Origin of the sequence: Aminobacter sp. BE322 (assembly GCF_050433525.1) — a bacterium.
Classification (GTDB): domain Bacteria; phylum Pseudomonadota; class Alphaproteobacteria; order Rhizobiales; family Rhizobiaceae; genus Aminobacter.
Genome location: NZ_JBNPXB010000002.1, coordinates 226,822 through 242,062, shown reverse-complemented (window position 1 = coordinate 242,062; position 15,241 = coordinate 226,822). Strand labels below are relative to the sequence as shown.

Here is a 15,241-nt window from a genome sequence, read left to right as displayed (position 1 = left end):
GGATGAAAGTGGAAAGCCGCGGCACGAGGTGCCGCGGCTTTTTCATGCGAGGGGTTCAGCGCACCGGCGGGGCGTACATCAACCCGCCGGCATTCCACTGGGCGTTGATGCCGCGGTCGATCTTGAGCTCGCTCGACTGGCCGAGATTGCGCTCGAAGATCTCGCCGTAGTTGCCGACCCTGGAGACGACATTGTAGGCCCAGCGCGGGTCGAGGCCGAGCTGCTGGCCGCTGTCGCCCTCGGCGCCGAGGAAGCGCTTGATCGCCGGGTTGGCGGAGGTGAGGCCGGCTTCGGCGTTGTCCTTGGTGATGCCGAGCTCTTCGGCCTCGATCAGCGCGAACAACGTCCAGCGCACGATGCTGAACCACTTGTCGTCGCCCTGGCGCACGGCCGGTCCGAGCGGCTCCTTGGAGATGATCTCGGGCAGCACGGTGTAGCTGGCCGGGTTGGCGAGCTTGAGGCGCTGCGCATAGAGCGCCGAGGCGTCGGTGGTGTAGACGTCGCAGCGGCCGGTGTCGAAAGCCTTGATGATGCCGTCGGCTGAATCGATGACGACGGGCTCGTATTTCAGCTTGTTGGCGCTGAAATAGTCGGCGACGTTCTGCTCGGTCGTCGTGCCCTGCTCGGTGCAGACGGTAGCGCCCGAAAGCTTAAGGGCGTTGTCGACGCCGAGGTCCTTGCGCACCATGAAGCCCTGGCCGTCATAATAGGCGGTGCCGACGAAACGCAGGCCGAGGCTGGAATCGCGCGACAGCGTCCAGGTGGTCTGGCGCGACAAGAGGTCGACGGTGCCCGACTGTACGGCGGTGAAACGCTCCTTGGTCGACAGCGGCACGTAGCTGACCTTCTCGGGGTCGCCGAGCACGGCCGCCGCCACGGCGCGGCAGATGTCGATGTCGAAGCCCGACCACTTGCCGGCGTCGTCAGGCGCCGAGAAGCCGGCGACGCCCTGGCTGACGCCGCAGGTGACGGTGCCGCGCTGCTTGACGATGTCGAGCGTGTCGGCCTTGGCCGGCACGGCAAGTGCCGCCGTGCCGAGCAGAAGTGCTGAGACCAGATGTTTCATTGGGTTCCTCCTCCCTGTGTTCGAGGCAAAGCCTCTTCGTGCCGCCGGCGCGTTGCGCCGGAAGTTGCCGTTGGTCGCCGTGTCGAATGCCGCCGCGCTAGTCGCGCGGATATTGCCTATTGCCTACTGACCGCCGGCCTCCACGGCGGCGAAGGTTTCCTCCAGTACGCCGACGAGATGGTCGGCATCGTGCCGGGTGAAGATCATCGGCGGGCGCATCTTGAGCACGTTGTCGTGCGGGCCTTCGGTGCCGATGAGCACGCCGCGGGCACGCGCGCCGTCATTGACCTTGCGGGCGAATGCGGTGGCCGGCTCCTTGGTCTTGCGGTCGGTCACCAGCTCGATGCCGAGGAACAGGCCCATGCCCCTGACGTCGCCGATGACCTCGTAGCGCTCCTGCATGTCGCGGAAACGCTCGACGAGATAGGTGCCGACATCGGCGGCGTTGTCACGCAGGCGGTCGCGCTCGATGACGTCGAGCACCGCGAGGCCGGCCGCGCAGGACACCGGGTTGCCGCCGAAGGTGTTGAAATACTCCATGCCGTTGTTGAAGCGGTCGGCGATGTCGCGCGTGGTGACCAGCGCCGACATCGGGTGGCCGTTGCCGATGGGCTTGCCCATGGTGACGATGTCGGGGATGACGCCCTGCGTCTCGAAGGCCCACCAGTGGCTGCCGACACGGCCGAAGCCGACCTGCACCTCGTCGGCGATGCACAGGCCGCCGGCGGCACGCACCATGGCGTAGACTTCTTCCAGATAGCCCTCGGGGAGAAAAACCTGGCCGGCGACGCTGGGGATGGATTCGGCGATGAAGAAGGCCGGCGCGCGACCCTCTCTGCGCATCGCCTCGATCTGCTCGGCGATGCTCTCGGCGAAGCGACTTGCATGTTCCTCGACGGGCCAGTCCGCAGGTGCGCGGTAGCTATCGGGGATGGTTGCCTCGAAGACATGCGCCGGCCGGCCCTTGCCGCCCTTGCGCTTGTATTTGTAGGGGCTGAGGTCGATCAGCTCCTGGGTGGTGCCGTGATAGGCCCAGTCGAGCACCAGCGCATCGTTGCGGCCGGTGAGCGTGCGCGACATGCGCAGCGCCAGCGAATTGGCCTCGCTGCCGGAGCAGGCGAAGGAGGCGACCGACAGGCCGTCGGGCAAGGTCGCGGTCAGCCGCTCGGCATAGGTGACGATGGTGTCGTGCAGGTAGCGCGTGTTGGTGTTGAGCCTGGCCGCCTGGGCAGCGATGGCTTCTACGACGTCTGGATGGGCGTGGCCGAGATGGCAGACATTGTTGAAGCAGTCGAGATAGGCGCGGCCGCGGTCGTCGATCAGCCAGGCGCCTTCGCCACGCACGAACTTGATCGGCTCGGAATAGGAGATCGACAGGTTGGGCAGCAGCGAGGCTTTCCGCGCCGCGACGATCTCCGGCCGGGTGCGGCCCGACTGGTGGAAGGTCTCGGGCGGAATGCCGGCGAGCGCTGCCGCATCCGGGAACAGCTCGGCCCAGACGTCGAGATAACGCGCCTCGCCGACGCCGAGGATGTCGCGGGCGGCGAGATCGGGGTCGGTCGAGATCTGGAAATGCAGATGCGGGGCCCAGCCGCCGTTCTCGGCGGGCGCGCCCATTTCGCCGACGAGCGCGCCGGCGGCGAGCTTGTCGCCCGGCTTGAGGCGCGCCATCGCCTCATGCGCCATGTGGCCCCACAGCGTGACGAAGGGCGGGCAGCCCTCGGGCGCATGTTCGAGCGCGATCAGGCAGCCATAGCCGAGCGGGTCTTCCTCGATCTCGACGCTTTTCACGGTGGCCGCCAGCGGCGTGTAGACCCGGGTAGCCGCCGGCATGAACAGGTCGAGACCGAGGTGATGGATACGGCGGGCACCCTCGACGAAGCGCGACCAGAAGATGTCGGAGGTGTAGACGGTGCGCGCCTCGCCCCACGGGCCGATGCCGAGGGCGATGCCGTTTTCGGCGCACCACGCGTCCCACCAGGCCGTGGCCTTCTCCGGCTGCTGCCCGGCCGAGGTGACCGTCATCGGATGGGCCGGATCGCCATAGGGTACCAGCGCCTTGGCGAGCGTCGCCGGATGCTGGTCGAGCACGGGCGCGAAGCTCTTGCGGTTGGCTTCGATCCAGGCGGTGACGGCCCTCGCGCCGGGTGCCGCGTCGAAGCCGCAGGCATGGCGCAGGATCGCGGTGGCGAAACGACGGTTCATGGCGTCGAGGCGGCGCAGCAGGCGCCAGGCGGGCGCCTCGGAAATGGCGAGATAGGGATTGTCGCCGACCTGCGCCTTGCGCACCGCCGACAGGGAGACGGAGATGACCAGCCGCATGGCGATGAGGTCGAACAACAGGTCGACCTCGTCCTCGTGCAGCGGATATTCGGCATGGAAACCGGCGGCGAGTGCTGCTGCGGCGCCGATCGGGTCCTCGACGTCGAGTATCGAGTAGGCGCAGGCAACCGCCACCTCGGCGACTAGGGGCGAGTGGAGCGCGTCGCCGAAGTCGATGATGCCGGCGATGCGGCCGTAATCGTTTTCGTCGACCAGCACGTTCCAGTCATTGGCGTCGTTGTGGATGACCTGGGCGCGCAGGGCAGGCAGCCTGGGCGCGACCTCGGCATCGAAACGGTCGAGGAAGCGTTCGAGCAAAGCGCGGTCGGCATCGTCGGCGACATGGGCAAGGCGGCCGCGCGCGGCACCTGCCTGGCGGATGTCCCAGTCGAAGCTCCTCAGCGCGCCGGGGTGGATGAAGCCCTGCAGGGCACGGTCGAGCCGGCCGAGGGCACGGCCAAGGTTTTCGAGCAGCGCCGGGGTCCGCGCGGCCTCGGCCAGTGGCAGGCCGGGCAGCCAGGAGACGAGGCGCAGCGCGTGCTCGCCGCCGCCTGTGGCCGGTGCGTGGGCGAGCCAGGCTCCGTCGCGATTGCGCTTGAGGCGAGGGGCGCCGAGGCTCGGGCTCGTGCTTGCCAGGTGATCGAGCAGCGCCACCTGGAACGCGCTTTCCTGGCGCGGCTCGGAGGCATTGACGATCTTGAAGATCCAGTCGCCCTCGGCCGACATCAGGCGAAAATTCTGGTCGCGCTCGCTGTCGAGCGGGGTGGCGACGCCGCCGATGCCGAAGTGGCCGGCGGCGAGTGCAGCCGCCTCTTCGCGGGAGAATTGCGGCGCGGGGTGGTTTACGTCGGTCATCGGCATTCCGGATTTTCTGATGCCGGAGCTTGGCACGGGCGCAAAAATCGGGCATCCGGCAATGTGACGGTTACACCGGCACTTCGCGTGCATCGACCGGCACATTCACGGCGACCGACGGAAGCGGACGATGAAGGAACTCGACGCCAGGGACAGGGACATTCTCGGCATCCTGTCGAAGGAGGCGCGCATCCCGATGAAGGCGCTTGCGGCGCGCATCGGGCTGTCGCGAAGTGCCACCACCGAGCGCGTGGCGATGCTGGAAAAGAGCGGCGTCATCCGCGGCTATCGCGCCGATATCGGCCAGATGGACCAGGGGCTGGTGTCGGCCTTCCTGATGGTGACATTGGCCCGCACTCCGGCCATCGGCGTGCTCGACCAGCTGGCGCGGCATTCGGAGGTGCGGCGGGTCTCCTCGGTCTCCGGCCAGCTCGACCTCATCGTCGAGGTCGAGGTGCCCTCCATCGACAGGCTGAACACGCTGCGCGACGTGATCGCCACCCATCCGAGCGTCGACGACCTGACGACGCTGATCGTCCTGCGCCGGGACATCGACCGGGCCGAGTGAGGGAAGCTGGTCAGGCCATTTCCGGCCGGGGGTGGGCGAAGCCGTGGCGCGTTCGCCGCGTCTCGCGGGGAAGCTCGCCGAACTCATGCCGGTATTCGGCGGCGAAGCGGCCGAAATGGGTGAAGCCCCATTTGAGCGCGACGTCGGTGACGCTTGCATCGCTCGCCACCAGGTCGAAACGGGCGCGCCGCATGCGTTCCCGGGTGAGCGCCCGCATCGGCGAGAAGCCGAAGGCATTCCTGTAGGCCAGCTGCAGCGTCCTGGGCGCCACGCCGGCGGCCTCGGCGATCTCGAGCAGCCCGATGGGCGAGGCGACGTTGGCGCGGATGAACTCCTCGGCGCGCTTGAGGTGGCGGGGCGCCGCACCTTGCCTGCGGTCGTCGAAGAACAGGCTCATATTGTTGGGCTGGCTGCGCAGGAACAGCTCCAGGAGGTGCTGCTCATGCATCGCCTGCCGGATGCCCGCAGCGGGCGAGGGCGCCTTCATGTCGGCGGCGTGGAAGAGCGAGTTCGCCAGGCGCCGCCATGCCTGCATCTCGGGCCGGGAAAAATCGATCAGCGGGTCGAAGATCAGCGGCCCGGGGATGTCGCGGTCGAGCAGGCGCATGGCGAAGGCATGCAGCGGCGCCTTGCGCACCTGGATGTGCAACTGGGCGCAGCCCTGCCACCACTTCATCCTGGTCGCCAGGTCGGCGTTGAGGACGGAAGCGACGTTGCGGTTGGTCAGGAATTCGCGCGTGCCGTTGCGGATGGTCGCGGTGCCGGCAGTCGGCATCTGGATCAGATAGAAGTCGCCGAGTTCGCCCGGGTCGATCAGCACGTCGGCGCCATAGCTGATGTAGTTGAGCGAGATCATCTCGCCGGGCACGTAGTTGTGCGTGACCCGAAACGGCTTTCGATCACCGATGATGTCCAGCCGGTGGTCGCAGAATTTCTGGGCGACGCGCTCCCTCGCGTAGTCGAGATCGCTCGACTGAAACAAGACATGGTTTGAAAGCGGTACCATCCGACCGGACGCCTCCTCCATCGGCATCGGGCGAGACTAGCACCGATCCTCCGACTGCCAATGAAAATGCGTGGCAGCGTCCGCGCCCCGCAGCATTTTTGCGTTTTCTGGATAGTCGTCGCGCTTTCCGGCTAGTGCCTCGACCAGGCCTGCCGCAGTCTTCGGCCTGGAACAAATGAAAGGGCCGCGTTTGGCAGGCCCTTCGAACAGAGGGAGCATTCGATGAGCAAGGAACTCGCCAAGGGCATCACCCGCAAGGGCGACGGTTATGCCGGCAAGACATGGAACATCCTTGGACAGGTCTATTTCCCGAAGGCGGTGTGCGATTCCACCTTCGCCTTCGAGACCAACAGCGAGCCGGGCCAGTTCGTGCCCGTGCACATCCACCCGACCCAGGAAGAGTTCATCCTGGTGCAGGAAGGCGAACTCGATCTCAAGCTCGACGGCGAATGGGTGAAGGCCCGGGCAGGCGACCTGGTGCGCATGCCGCGCGGCATCCCGCACGGCTACTTCAACAAGTCGGACAAGCCAGCCAAGGCGCTGTTCTGGGTGTCGCCGGCGCGCATGCTGGAGGAGCTGTTCAACAGGCTCGACAACCTCGCCGACCCGGCCGAAGTGGTGAAGATCTCGGCCCAGCACGAGGTCGAGTTCCTGCCGCCCGAGGCGAACGCCTAAGCCACCGGATAAAGACCGCCGCCCGCCACGGCGCACGCGACCTCGTCGCGTGCGAGGGCGAGCTTGCGTTCTGGAGGAAAGCAAAATGGTCGAGAAGAAGAAAGTCTGCGTCATTGGCGCGGGCGTGAGCGGGCTCGCGGCTGCGAACGCCTTCAGGGAACGCGGCCACGAGGTGCATGTCGTCGAGCGCGGCGCCGACCTGGGCGGCGTGTGGGAGCCGTCGCGCTCCTATCCCGACGTGCAGACGCAAAGCCCGAAGGATCTCTATCGCTACACCTCGATGGCGATGCCGGACGACTATCCGGAATGGCCGAAAGGCACGCAGGTCCACGCCTATCTGAAGACCTATGCCGGGCGGAACGGACTCGTGCCGCTGATCCGCTACGGCACCAAGGTCGTTTCGATGCGGCGGCGGGACGGGGCGAAGGGCTGGAGCGTCGGGTTCGCCGCCGGCGACGGACAGACAGTGAGCGAGGACTTCGATTTCGTTGCGGTCTGCACCGGCAATTTCAGCGAAAAGCGCGAGCTGGTGCATCCGGGCCAGGATGCTTTTACAGCGGCCGGCGGCCAGGTGCTGCATTCCTCGGAATACAACGATCCCGCGACCGTGAAGGGCAAGCGCGTGGTCGTGCTCGGCTTCTCGAAGTCCGCCACCGACATCGCCGTCAACGCGGTCAATTCGGGTGCAGCCGGCGTCACCATCGTCTATCTCGAACCGGTCTGGCGCATTCCGTATTTCATCGGCGGCCTGATCAACTTCAAGCGCATCCTCTATGTCCGCGCCCAGGAGGTGATGTTCCCGAGCTGGAACCAGCCGCTTGTGGCGCGGCTCGCGCACGCTCTCGCCAAGCCGCTGGTTTGGGCCAACTGGCGGGCGCTGGAAAGCCTGCTCTCGGTCCAGCTCAAGCTGAAGAAGACCGGGCTCAGGCCGACGAAGCCGATCGAAACCACCATCAACTGCTCGGTTCCGATCGTCACGCCGGGGTTCTTCGACATGGTGGCGGACGGACGCATCACGGCGATCAAGGGAACGATCTCGGGCTACGAACGGGGCACCGTGCTGCTGTCGGGCGGGGAGCGCGTGGCGGCCGACATGGCCATCCTCGCCGTCGGCTGGAAATCCGGCGTGCCGTTCCTGCCGGAGGAGTACCAGCGCAAGCTGGTCGAACCGGACGGGCAATACCGGCTCTACAGGGTCATCGCCAATCCCGACCTGCCCGACATGGGCTTCGTCGGCTTCAACTCGTCCTTCTGCACGGTGCTGAGCGCCGAACTCGCCGCCAACTGGCTGGTGCGCTATGCCGACGGCAAGCTGGGGCGCCAGCCCTCGCGCCAGGAAATGGCCGACAACATCGAGATGATGCTGCACTGGAAACGCAACGAGCGGCCGGCGGCGGGGGTCTATGGCGGCCTGTGCGTGGCGCCGTATCATTTCAAGCATTTTGACGAACTGCTGGCCGACATCGGCGCAAGGAAGCGACGGCGCAATGCGATTGCCGAAAACTTCGCGCCGCCGAATGCCGACGCCTACGCGGCCTATCTGGCGAGCGCGCCTGACTATCGCGCGGCATAGGCGGCCTGGGGCCCTGCCCGACGATTCCAGGGGGAAGGCTATTCCCGGAAGGGCCCCGCCCTGGCCATCAGATCGATCGCCCGCACGTGCTCGGCTTCATCGAGGCTGGCAAAACCAAGGCGGAAGGCTTCCGGTGGCCTCGCGGCATCGAGGGCGAAACGAATGCCGGGAAGAATGGCGAGGCCGAGGCCCTCGGCCCGCGCCGCCCAGGTTTCGGCGCTGACCGCGCCATTGAGCTGCAGCCAGATCGCCAGTCCGCCGGCCGGCAGGGCAAAGGAAGCGACATCGCCGAAACGTTCGTTCAACAGCCCGGCCAGATGGTCGCGGCGCGCCTGGTAGACGCGGCGCGCCTTGCGGCCATGTCGGCGCAGCGTACCGTCCAGGATCAGGTTGGCGATCGCGTTTTCCAGAGGCAGGTCGCCCTGCCTGTCGATCGCCTCGCGTCGGTCGGCCATGCGCTGGAGCAAGCCGCGTTCGGCGACCGCATAACCGACGCGGATGCCGGGTGCGAGCAGCTTGGAGAGCGAGCCGACATAGACGATGCGATGGCCAGCCGCTGCCCGCGCCGCCATCGGCAGCACCGGCCTGCCGTCGAAGCGGTACTCGTGGTCGTAGTCGTCCTCGATGATTGCCAGACCGAAGCGGCGGGCGAGATCGAGAAGCCTCAGGCGGCGCGCGGCCCCCAGCGTCACCGTCGTCGGGTATTGATGATGCGGGGTGAGGTAGACGGCCTTCAGCCCCTTCTCGCGCACCGCCAGGCGTTGGAGCGCGTCGACGTCGAGCCCGCCGCCATCGACCGGCACGCCGACGACGCGCGCGCCGGCGGCGCGGAAGGCCGCCCAGGCCAGCGGATAGCCGGGGGTTTCGACGGCGATGGCTTCGCCCGATGACAGCACCGCCGAGGCGGCGAGGAACAGCGCCATCTGGCTGCCGCGGGCGACGAGAATGTCGTCGGGCGCTGCGGTCAGTCCACGCTCTTCCTTGAGATGCGCGGCCAGCGCCTCGCGCAGCATCGGGCTGCCGCGCGGGTCGCCATGGGCGCAGGCCGTCAGGAAGGAGGGGCCTGCCAGCGCATTGCGAAAGGCCCTCGCGAATTCCGCCGCCGGCAGGAGGCGCGCATCGGGCGCGCCGTCGGACAGTCTGAGCATCGGCCGTCGCGCCGTGGCAGCGGCGGGCGCAGCTTTCGAGACGGTGCCTGGGCGCGTTTGCGCCGGGCCGAAATCCGGCAGGTCATGTGCGACGAAGGTGCCACGCGAGGGCTCGGCCGTGAGCCAGCCCTGCATGGTCAGCTCGTGATAGGCGGCGTCGACCGTGTTGCGGTTGAGCTTGAGGCTTCTCGCCAGCGCCCGCGTTCCCGGCAGAGGATCGCCCGGCCTGAACCGGCCACGCTCGATTTCCGAGGTGATCGAAGCGGCCAAGGCGAGGAAGACCGGCCGGCCGTCTTCGGCGCCAAGCTCGATGGCGATTTCTTTTCGCCTTCCCATCCGGCCTATCCATCTTCTTAAAACCGGACCTTCTGGCTAGGCCGGATGGGAGATATCGCATGGCAACGCGATTGCGGCAATCCCGCCGCTCCGAAGCTGAGAGGACAAGGCCATGGCCGAGAAAGCCGTCTTCTATCACGCCGGATGCTCCGTCTGCGTCGACGCAGAGCGCCAGTTCGCCGCAGCGCTCGACGGAGCGCGCTACAAGGTGGAGATCGTTCATCTCGGCGAGGACAAATCGCGTCTCGGCGAGGCCGAGGCAGCCGGCGTCAGGTCGGTCCCGGCCTTCGTCATCGGCGGCGCCGTCTATCACATCAACCATGGCGCCGACGTCTCGGCCCTGCGCTGAGCGGACACGGAAACGGCCATGCTGAAGACCGCGATCGCCATACGGCACATCCATTTCGAGAATTCGGGCACGTTCGAGGCCGTGTTGGCGGGCGCCGGCTACAAGCTTCATTACCACGACATCGGGGTCGACTATCCGTCGATGCTCGACCCCCTGCAGCCCGACCTTCTGGTCGTGCTCGGCGGCCCCGTGGGCGTCTACGAAACCGACGCCTATCCGTTCCTGGCCTGGGAACGGGCGCTGCTTGCCCCTCGTCTCGCGGCCGGCCGGCCGACGCTGGGCATCTGCCTGGGCGCGCAGCAGATAGCAGCCACGCTCGGCGCCAGGGTGGCGCCGACCGGCATCAAGGAAATCGGCTTTGCGCCGCTGACGCTGACCGAGGCAGGCCGGGCGAGCCCGCTGCGCCATCTCGACGGCGTCGAGGTGCTGCACTGGCACGGCGATTCTTTCGAGACGCCTTCGGGCGCGCAGAACCTGGCCACCACCCAGCTATGCGGCCGGCAGGCCTTCGCGCTTGGCCGCAACGTCCTTGGCGTGCAATTCCATCCCGAAGCGGAGGCCTGCGACGGCCTCGAGCCATGGCTGGTCGGCCACGCCGCCGAGCTGGCGGCTGCCGGCATCGACCCGCGCATCATCAGGGGCGACGCCACGCGCTTTGGTCCGCGCCTGCGCGAGGCCGGGCGGGCGATGTTCGCCGAATGGCTGGCGGGGCTGGAGGCATGAGCGCCGATGTCGCCGCCAATCTCGCAACGGTCCGCGAAAAGATCCGCGATGCGGCCGTGCGTTCCGGGCGGGGGGCCGATGCCGTCCGCCTGGTGCTGGTGACCAAGACGGTCGACGCCGAACGCGTTCGCGCCGCCGTGCGCGCCGGCCAGATCGACCTCGGCGAAAACAAGGTGCAGGAGGGCCGGCGCAAGGCCGGCGAACTCGCCGGAGAGACGGTCCGCTGGAGCATGATCGGCCATCTCCAGAGCAACAAGGTCAAGGACGTTCTGCGCTTCGCCTGCGAGGTGCAGTCGCTCGACCGGCTGTCGCTGGCATCGGCGCTGGAGAAGCGCCTGCAGCATCTGGGCCAGGGACTCGACGTGCTGGTACAGGTCAACACGTCCAATGAAGCGAGCAAGTACGGCCTCGCGCCGGAAGACGTGCCTGCTTTCCTGAGCGAACTGCGGGCCTTCGATGCGTTGCGCCCGCGCGGGTTCATGACGCTGGCGCGGTTCACGCCCGATGTGGCGGAGGTGCGCCGCTGCTTCCGCGTGCTGCGGACGATCCGCGACCGGGCAACACTCGACGCGCCGCAGGGCGCCGGGCTCGCGGAGCTTTCCATGGGCATGTCCGGCGACTACGAGGTCGCCATAGAGGAAGGTGCGACCATCGTGCGCGTGGGACAGGCGGTGTTCGGGCCACGGCCGCTGCCGGATTCTCACTATTGGCCGGATCTGGCCGCGGCGTCCGGAGGACGCTGAAGCCGGTTCCGGCGCGCTTCGATTCAAAGTATTCGGGAGTTCGGATGGTGGGCGTGACAGGGATTGAACCTGTGACCCCTACGATGTCAACGTAGTGCTCTCCCGCTGAGCTACACGCCCATCCGACGGGGGCGGATACACCACTTTTGATCCGGCGCGTCAATAGCGCCCGTGGTGGATTTTTGCGCCTTTTGTCAAAACCCCCGAAGACGCTGGGGAAACCGCGGCCGCCCCATGCAGCCGGCGGGGCGCGAAAGGCCCCGTACGGCGCCGGCAAACCGAAATGCCGTCTTGGGGGCGAATCTTCTTCTTCGCCACACGCCTCAGGCGGCGTGCAGCATCTTCTCGACCTCGTTGACGAGATCGCGCAGGTGGAACGGCTTGGAAAGCACCTTGGCGTCGCGCGGCGCCTTCGAATCGGGGTTGAGCGCCACCGCCGCGAAGCCGGTGATGAACATCACCTTGAGGTCGGGATCGATCTCGGTAGCGCGGCGGGCGAGCTCGATGCCGTCCATCTCCGGCATGACGATGTCCGTCAGGAGCAGCGAAAAAGGTTCCTCGCGCAGCCGCTCGTAAGCGCTCGCGCCATTGTCGAAGTCGCTCACCTGGTAGCCGGCGCGCTCCAGCGCCTTGACCAGGAAGCGGCGCATGTCGTCGTCGTCTTCTGCCAGAAGAATGCGTGCCATCAGTATCCCGTCCGAATCAGCGGTCGAAGCCGTCCCCCAAAGGGGCTTCGTTAACCATCTTCTATATGAGTTCCGGACGGTAAACATCAAGTGAATGCCGCGCCCGAAACGTGACGCCGCGAGGCCCGCCGCCACGGGCTTTCCGAGCGGCGAGATGCTGGACACCGGCGCGCGCAGATGGCACCTTCCAGCGATGAGTGAGCGTATCCCGCAGGTCCATCAGATCCGATGACCCCAGCCGAAGATTTCTCGGTGCTGCCGCCGTTCGAAGTGAGGACGAGTGCCGAGCAGCGCGTGCCCTTCGTGTTCAATTCGCCGCACAGCGGGCGCTGCTATCCCAAACGCTTCCTGGCCATGACGAGGCTCGACGCCAGCGCCATCCGGCGCTCGGAGGACTGCTACGTCGACGAACTCTTCGGCACCGCCGTGATGCTCGGCGCACCGATGCTGACGGCGCATTTCCCGCGCGCCTATCTCGACGTCAACCGCGAGCCGTGGGAACTCGACCCGCGCATGTTCGCCGAGCCGGTGCCGCCCTTCGCCAACATCCGCTCGGCCCGCGTCGCCGGCGGCCTCGGCACCGTTCCGAAGCTGGTGGGCGAGGGGCTCGACATCTATCCCGGCCGGCTGCCGCTGTCGGAGGCGGTCGGCCGTATCGAATGCGTCTACAAGCCCTATCACGAGACGCTGAAGCGGCTGGTCACCCGCACGCATGCCCGCTTCGGCTATGCGGTGCTCATCGACTGCCATTCGATGCCCGCTTCCGTCCGTGTCGGCGACAACGGCGTGCGGCCCGATTTCATCGTCGGCGACCGCTTCGGCACCTCGGCCGCGCCGGCGCTCTCCGAGCGGGCCATCGGCCTGCTGACGGCGATGGGCTATACCGTGGCGCACAATAAGCCCTATGCCGGCGGGTTCATCACCGAGCACTACGGCCGGCCGGCGCGCAACCTCCACGCCTTGCAGATCGAGATCAATCGCGGGCTGTACATGGACGAGCGGACGCTGGAGAAGTTGGCCGGCTTCGACGCCCTGCTCGACGATCTGGCGCGATTTTCGGCGGATTTGATGGCGGTTCCGGACCACCATTTCCTCGACCTGCCGCTGGCTGCGGAATAGGGACGGCCACCGGCGACTAAAAAAAGACCGCTCCGGAGAGCGGTCGAAGTCTAGGGAGGAAACGCCCAAGGAGGGCATGGACAGGTCGCCCTGTCCGAGGATCAGATTATTGTGCGCTGCACAAAAGTCAAGGCGCTTTGGGCTTTTTTAATTCAGGTTGATGTGGCTATTGCCGCTGGCCGGGCGGCGTGGCATCCACGCAACGGTCAGACATGGGGTGAATGATGGTCGATGCCGAGTTCATGCGACGGATCGCAAGTGCCGCAGCCGCGCAGACCCTGCCGCGCTTCCGCCAGCAGGGCGCGGTGGCCAACAAGCTCGCCGGCGGCTTCGATCCGGTGACCGAGGCCGACCAGGAGGCCGAGCGCGCCATCCGCGCGCTGATCAACGCCGAGTTCCCCGGCCATGGCATCCTGGGCGAGGAGCACGGCAGCGAGAATACCGGGAGCAGCCATGTCTGGGTCATCGACCCGATCGACGGCACGCGCGCCTTCATCTCCGGGCTGCCTGTGTGGGGGACGCTGGTCGGGCTGACGGTCGACGGCGACGCGGTCGCCGGGCTGATGTCGCAGCCCTTCACCGGCGAGCTGTTCTATGCCGACGGCAAGGGCGCGCATTACGAAGGGCCGGGCGGGCCGCGCCGGCTTGCGGTGCGCAGGACGACGTCGCTGTCGGAGGCGACCATCTTCACCACCACGCCGGCGCTGTTCCGCGGCGAGATGCGCAAGCGCTACGACGAACTCGAGGCCAGGGTGCGGCTCGCGCGCTACGGCACCGATTGCTACGCCTTCGCCATGGTCGCCGCGGGCCAGGTCGACATCGTCGTCGACCCCGGCCTCAAGCCCTACGACATCGTCGCGCTGATCCCGATCATCGAGCAGGCCGGGGGCATCGTCACCACCTTCGATGGCGGGCCGGCGGAAAATGGCGGCGACGTCATCGCCGCCGCGACGCCCGAGCTGCACAGGGCGGCGATGGCGGTTCTGGCCGGATAACCGGCCTTCGCGCAGCCTGAGGGGCAGGGCGTTTCGCCGGTGTCAGTCGACCGCCGTCGCGGTGCCGGGAACGAAGGCATCGATGCCGGCCAGCAGCTGCTCGCGATAGATGTCGGCTTCCTGCAGGATCTCGTGGCGGGCGCCGTCGATGGTGAGCAGCGAGGCGAGCCGGGCGCGGGCGGCGAAATCCTCGGCCGCGGCCCTCGACACGACCTCGTCGGCCCCGGCGGTAACGACCAGCATCGGCACCCTGAGCGCCGCCATGAAGGCAGGGTCGCGCACCGCCCGCGACGCCTTGGCCGCCGCGGTGAGCCAGGAGATGGTCGGCCCGCCGACCGCGAGCTCTGGATAGGTCTCGTAGAGCAGCTGGTTGCGGCGGTAGCGCCGCGCGTCGCTGGTCAGCTTGTTGGTCTCGAACGGCGTGCTCTGGCGCGACCGCGGGCCCCAGGCGGCGTAGAGGCGGCCGAGGCCCAGGCAGCGCAGCACGGTGCCGATGCGGGCGATCGCCTTCATCGACAGGGGCACGCCGACGACCTCCAGGAACGGCGCGATCAGCACCATGCGCTGGATGCGGTTGACCATCGAGGGGGCCGACAGCAGCGCGATGAGCGCCCCGCTGGAATGGGCGATCAGGAAATAGGGGCCGCGGCAGTCGGGCAGCACGATCTGCTCGAAGAAGGCCTCGAGGTCGCGCACATAGTGATCGAAGCTCCCGACGTAGCCGCGATGGCCGTCCTTGAGCAGCCGCTCCGAGGCGCCCTGGCCGCGCCAGTCGAAGGTGGCGGTGGCGAGGCCGCGAACAGAGAGGTCGCGGGCGGTCTCGAAATATTTCTCGATGCACTCGTTGCGGCCCGGCAGCAGCACCACCGTGCCCTTGAACGGATGCGAGGTCGTGGGAAACACCGCATAGCGCAGGCGCTTGCCGTCATGGGCGGCGAAACTGCCGCCCTTGGCCCGCTCCGGAACAGGATTGCCGGGGATCTCGTGGAACTGGTCCGTCATCAGGCGATTCGGCTCGGAATTGGTTGCCGGGGATCCGGCCACGACTGAGGGTGATAGAAAGGGCGGGGCCGAAAA

At 67.3% G+C, this 15,241-nt stretch carries 14 protein-coding genes and 1 tRNA gene; 8 read left to right on the top strand and 7 right to left on the bottom strand.

Translation table 11 applies throughout. The annotated features are described in order from the left end of the window. Nucleotides 1–55 precede the first annotated feature (55 nt). Together J2X50_RS05200 and J2X50_RS05195 are read right to left on the bottom strand one after the other, a co-directional pair. Complete coding sequence (locus J2X50_RS05200) at nt 56–1,066, bottom strand: amino acid ABC transporter substrate-binding protein (protein WP_429092400.1); 1,011 nt, start codon at nt 1,064–1,066, stop codon at nt 56–58. A gap of 123 nt (nt 1,067–1,189) precedes the next feature. Then, on the bottom strand, nt 1,190–4,243 hold the full coding sequence (locus J2X50_RS05195; RefSeq protein WP_429092397.1) for an aminotransferase class III-fold pyridoxal phosphate-dependent enzyme: 3,054 nt from the start codon (nt 4,241–4,243) through the stop codon (nt 1,190–1,192). A 130-nt stretch (nt 4,244–4,373) separates the two neighbouring features. Here J2X50_RS05195 and J2X50_RS05190 point away from each other — a divergent pair, with 130 nt between their 5' ends. After that, nucleotides 4,374–4,811, top strand: a complete 438-nt coding sequence (locus J2X50_RS05190) for an Lrp/AsnC family transcriptional regulator (RefSeq protein ID WP_429092394.1) — start codon at nt 4,374–4,376, stop codon at nt 4,809–4,811. 10 nt (nt 4,812–4,821) lie between these two features. Here the strand turns inward: J2X50_RS05190 and J2X50_RS05185 are convergent, their stop codons facing one another. Beyond that, nucleotides 4,822–5,817, bottom strand: coding sequence for an AraC family transcriptional regulator (locus tag J2X50_RS05185; RefSeq protein ID WP_429092391.1), 996 nt, complete (start codon nt 5,815–5,817; stop codon nt 4,822–4,824). A gap of 222 nt (nt 5,818–6,039) precedes the next feature. Between J2X50_RS05185 and J2X50_RS05180 the strand changes: the two genes are divergently transcribed. Both J2X50_RS05180 and J2X50_RS05175 read left to right on the top strand, forming a co-directional pair. Then, nucleotides 6,040–6,492 (top strand): cupin domain-containing protein, encoded by a 453-nt coding sequence (locus tag J2X50_RS05180; protein WP_429092388.1) that lies wholly within the window; start codon nt 6,040–6,042, stop codon nt 6,490–6,492. A gap of 85 nt (nt 6,493–6,577) precedes the next feature. Continuing rightward, a complete protein-coding gene (locus tag J2X50_RS05175; RefSeq protein ID WP_429092385.1) occupies nt 6,578–8,065 on the top strand; it encodes a flavin-containing monooxygenase in 1,488 nt (495 codons plus the stop codon). Between the two features lie 38 nt (nt 8,066–8,103). Here the strand turns inward: J2X50_RS05175 and J2X50_RS05170 are convergent, their stop codons facing one another. Continuing rightward, nucleotides 8,104–9,549: a PLP-dependent aminotransferase family protein gene (locus J2X50_RS05170; RefSeq protein ID WP_429092384.1), complete on the bottom strand. Its 1,446-nt coding sequence runs from the start codon at nt 9,547–9,549 to the stop codon at nt 8,104–8,106. 112 nt (nt 9,550–9,661) lie between these two features. On the opposite strand from J2X50_RS05170, the gene J2X50_RS05165 reads away from it, so the two are divergent. The 3 genes from J2X50_RS05165 to J2X50_RS05155 are packed head-to-tail and all read left to right on the top strand — an operon-like array spanning nt 9,662 to nt 11,364. After that, nucleotides 9,662–9,898 carry a thioredoxin gene (locus J2X50_RS05165; protein WP_429092382.1) on the top strand — a complete coding sequence of 79 codons (237 nt, stop codon included), beginning with the start codon at nt 9,662–9,664 and terminating at the stop codon, nt 9,896–9,898. A gap of 18 nt (nt 9,899–9,916) precedes the next feature. Next, a complete protein-coding gene (locus J2X50_RS05160; RefSeq protein WP_429092380.1) occupies nt 9,917–10,621 on the top strand; it encodes a glutamine amidotransferase in 705 nt (234 codons plus the stop codon). After that, a complete protein-coding gene (locus tag J2X50_RS05155) occupies nt 10,618–11,364 on the top strand; it encodes a YggS family pyridoxal phosphate-dependent enzyme (protein ID WP_429092377.1) in 747 nt (248 codons plus the stop codon). Before J2X50_RS05160 ends, J2X50_RS05155 begins: the two co-directional genes overlap by 4 nt. 45 nt (nt 11,365–11,409) lie before the next feature. Here J2X50_RS05155 and J2X50_RS05150 read toward each other — a convergent pair. Continuing rightward, nucleotides 11,410–11,484 (bottom strand) — tRNA-Val (locus tag J2X50_RS05150). Between the two features lie 203 nt (nt 11,485–11,687). Continuing rightward, nucleotides 11,688–12,050: a cell cycle two-component system response regulator CpdR gene (cpdR, locus tag J2X50_RS05145; RefSeq protein ID WP_018429348.1), complete on the bottom strand. Its 363-nt coding sequence runs from the start codon at nt 12,048–12,050 to the stop codon at nt 11,688–11,690. Between the two features lie 228 nt (nt 12,051–12,278). On the opposite strand from cpdR, the gene J2X50_RS05140 reads away from it, so the two are divergent. Continuing rightward, on the top strand, nt 12,279–13,169 hold the full coding sequence (locus J2X50_RS05140; protein ID WP_429092374.1) for an N-formylglutamate amidohydrolase: 891 nt from the start codon (nt 12,279–12,281) through the stop codon (nt 13,167–13,169). A gap of 221 nt (nt 13,170–13,390) precedes the next feature. Continuing rightward, complete coding sequence (hisN, locus tag J2X50_RS05135; protein ID WP_429092371.1) at nt 13,391–14,164, top strand: histidinol-phosphatase; 774 nt, start codon at nt 13,391–13,393, stop codon at nt 14,162–14,164. 42 nt (nt 14,165–14,206) lie between these two features. On the opposite strand, the gene J2X50_RS05130 is transcribed toward hisN, so the two are convergent. Further along, entirely contained in the window at nt 14,207–15,166 is a 960-nt protein-coding gene (locus J2X50_RS05130) for an alpha/beta fold hydrolase (RefSeq protein ID WP_429092368.1), read from the bottom strand. Nucleotides 15,167–15,241: the final 75 nt, after the last annotated feature.

What these genes read in the sequence shown, in the direction of transcription:
- J2X50_RS05200 (WP_429092400.1), bottom strand. Translation starts at nt 1,066, where the DNA reads ATGAAACATCTGGTCTCAGCACTTCTGCTCGGCACGGCGGCACTTGCC.
- J2X50_RS05195 (WP_429092397.1), bottom strand. Translation starts at nt 4,243, where the DNA reads ATGACCGACGTAAACCACCCCGCGCCGCAATTCTCCCGCGAAGAGGCG.
- J2X50_RS05190 (WP_429092394.1), top strand. Translation starts at nt 4,374, where the DNA reads ATGAAGGAACTCGACGCCAGGGACAGGGACATTCTCGGCATCCTGTCG.
- J2X50_RS05185 (WP_429092391.1), bottom strand. Translation starts at nt 5,817, where the DNA reads ATGGTACCGCTTTCAAACCATGTCTTGTTTCAGTCGAGCGATCTCGAC.
- J2X50_RS05180 (WP_429092388.1), top strand. Translation starts at nt 6,040, where the DNA reads ATGAGCAAGGAACTCGCCAAGGGCATCACCCGCAAGGGCGACGGTTAT.
- J2X50_RS05175 (WP_429092385.1), top strand. Translation starts at nt 6,578, where the DNA reads ATGGTCGAGAAGAAGAAAGTCTGCGTCATTGGCGCGGGCGTGAGCGGG.
- J2X50_RS05170 (WP_429092384.1), bottom strand. Translation starts at nt 9,549, where the DNA reads ATGGGAAGGCGAAAAGAAATCGCCATCGAGCTTGGCGCCGAAGACGGC.
- J2X50_RS05165 (WP_429092382.1), top strand. Translation starts at nt 9,662, where the DNA reads ATGGCCGAGAAAGCCGTCTTCTATCACGCCGGATGCTCCGTCTGCGTC.
- J2X50_RS05160 (WP_429092380.1), top strand. Translation starts at nt 9,917, where the DNA reads ATGCTGAAGACCGCGATCGCCATACGGCACATCCATTTCGAGAATTCG.
- J2X50_RS05155 (WP_429092377.1), top strand. Translation starts at nt 10,618, where the DNA reads ATGAGCGCCGATGTCGCCGCCAATCTCGCAACGGTCCGCGAAAAGATC.
- cpdR (WP_018429348.1), bottom strand. Translation starts at nt 12,050, where the DNA reads ATGGCACGCATTCTTCTGGCAGAAGACGACGACGACATGCGCCGCTTC.
- J2X50_RS05140 (WP_429092374.1), top strand. Translation starts at nt 12,279, where the DNA reads ATGACCCCAGCCGAAGATTTCTCGGTGCTGCCGCCGTTCGAAGTGAGG.
- hisN (WP_429092371.1), top strand. Translation starts at nt 13,391, where the DNA reads ATGATGGTCGATGCCGAGTTCATGCGACGGATCGCAAGTGCCGCAGCC.
- J2X50_RS05130 (WP_429092368.1), bottom strand. Translation starts at nt 15,166, where the DNA reads ATGACGGACCAGTTCCACGAGATCCCCGGCAATCCTGTTCCGGAGCGG.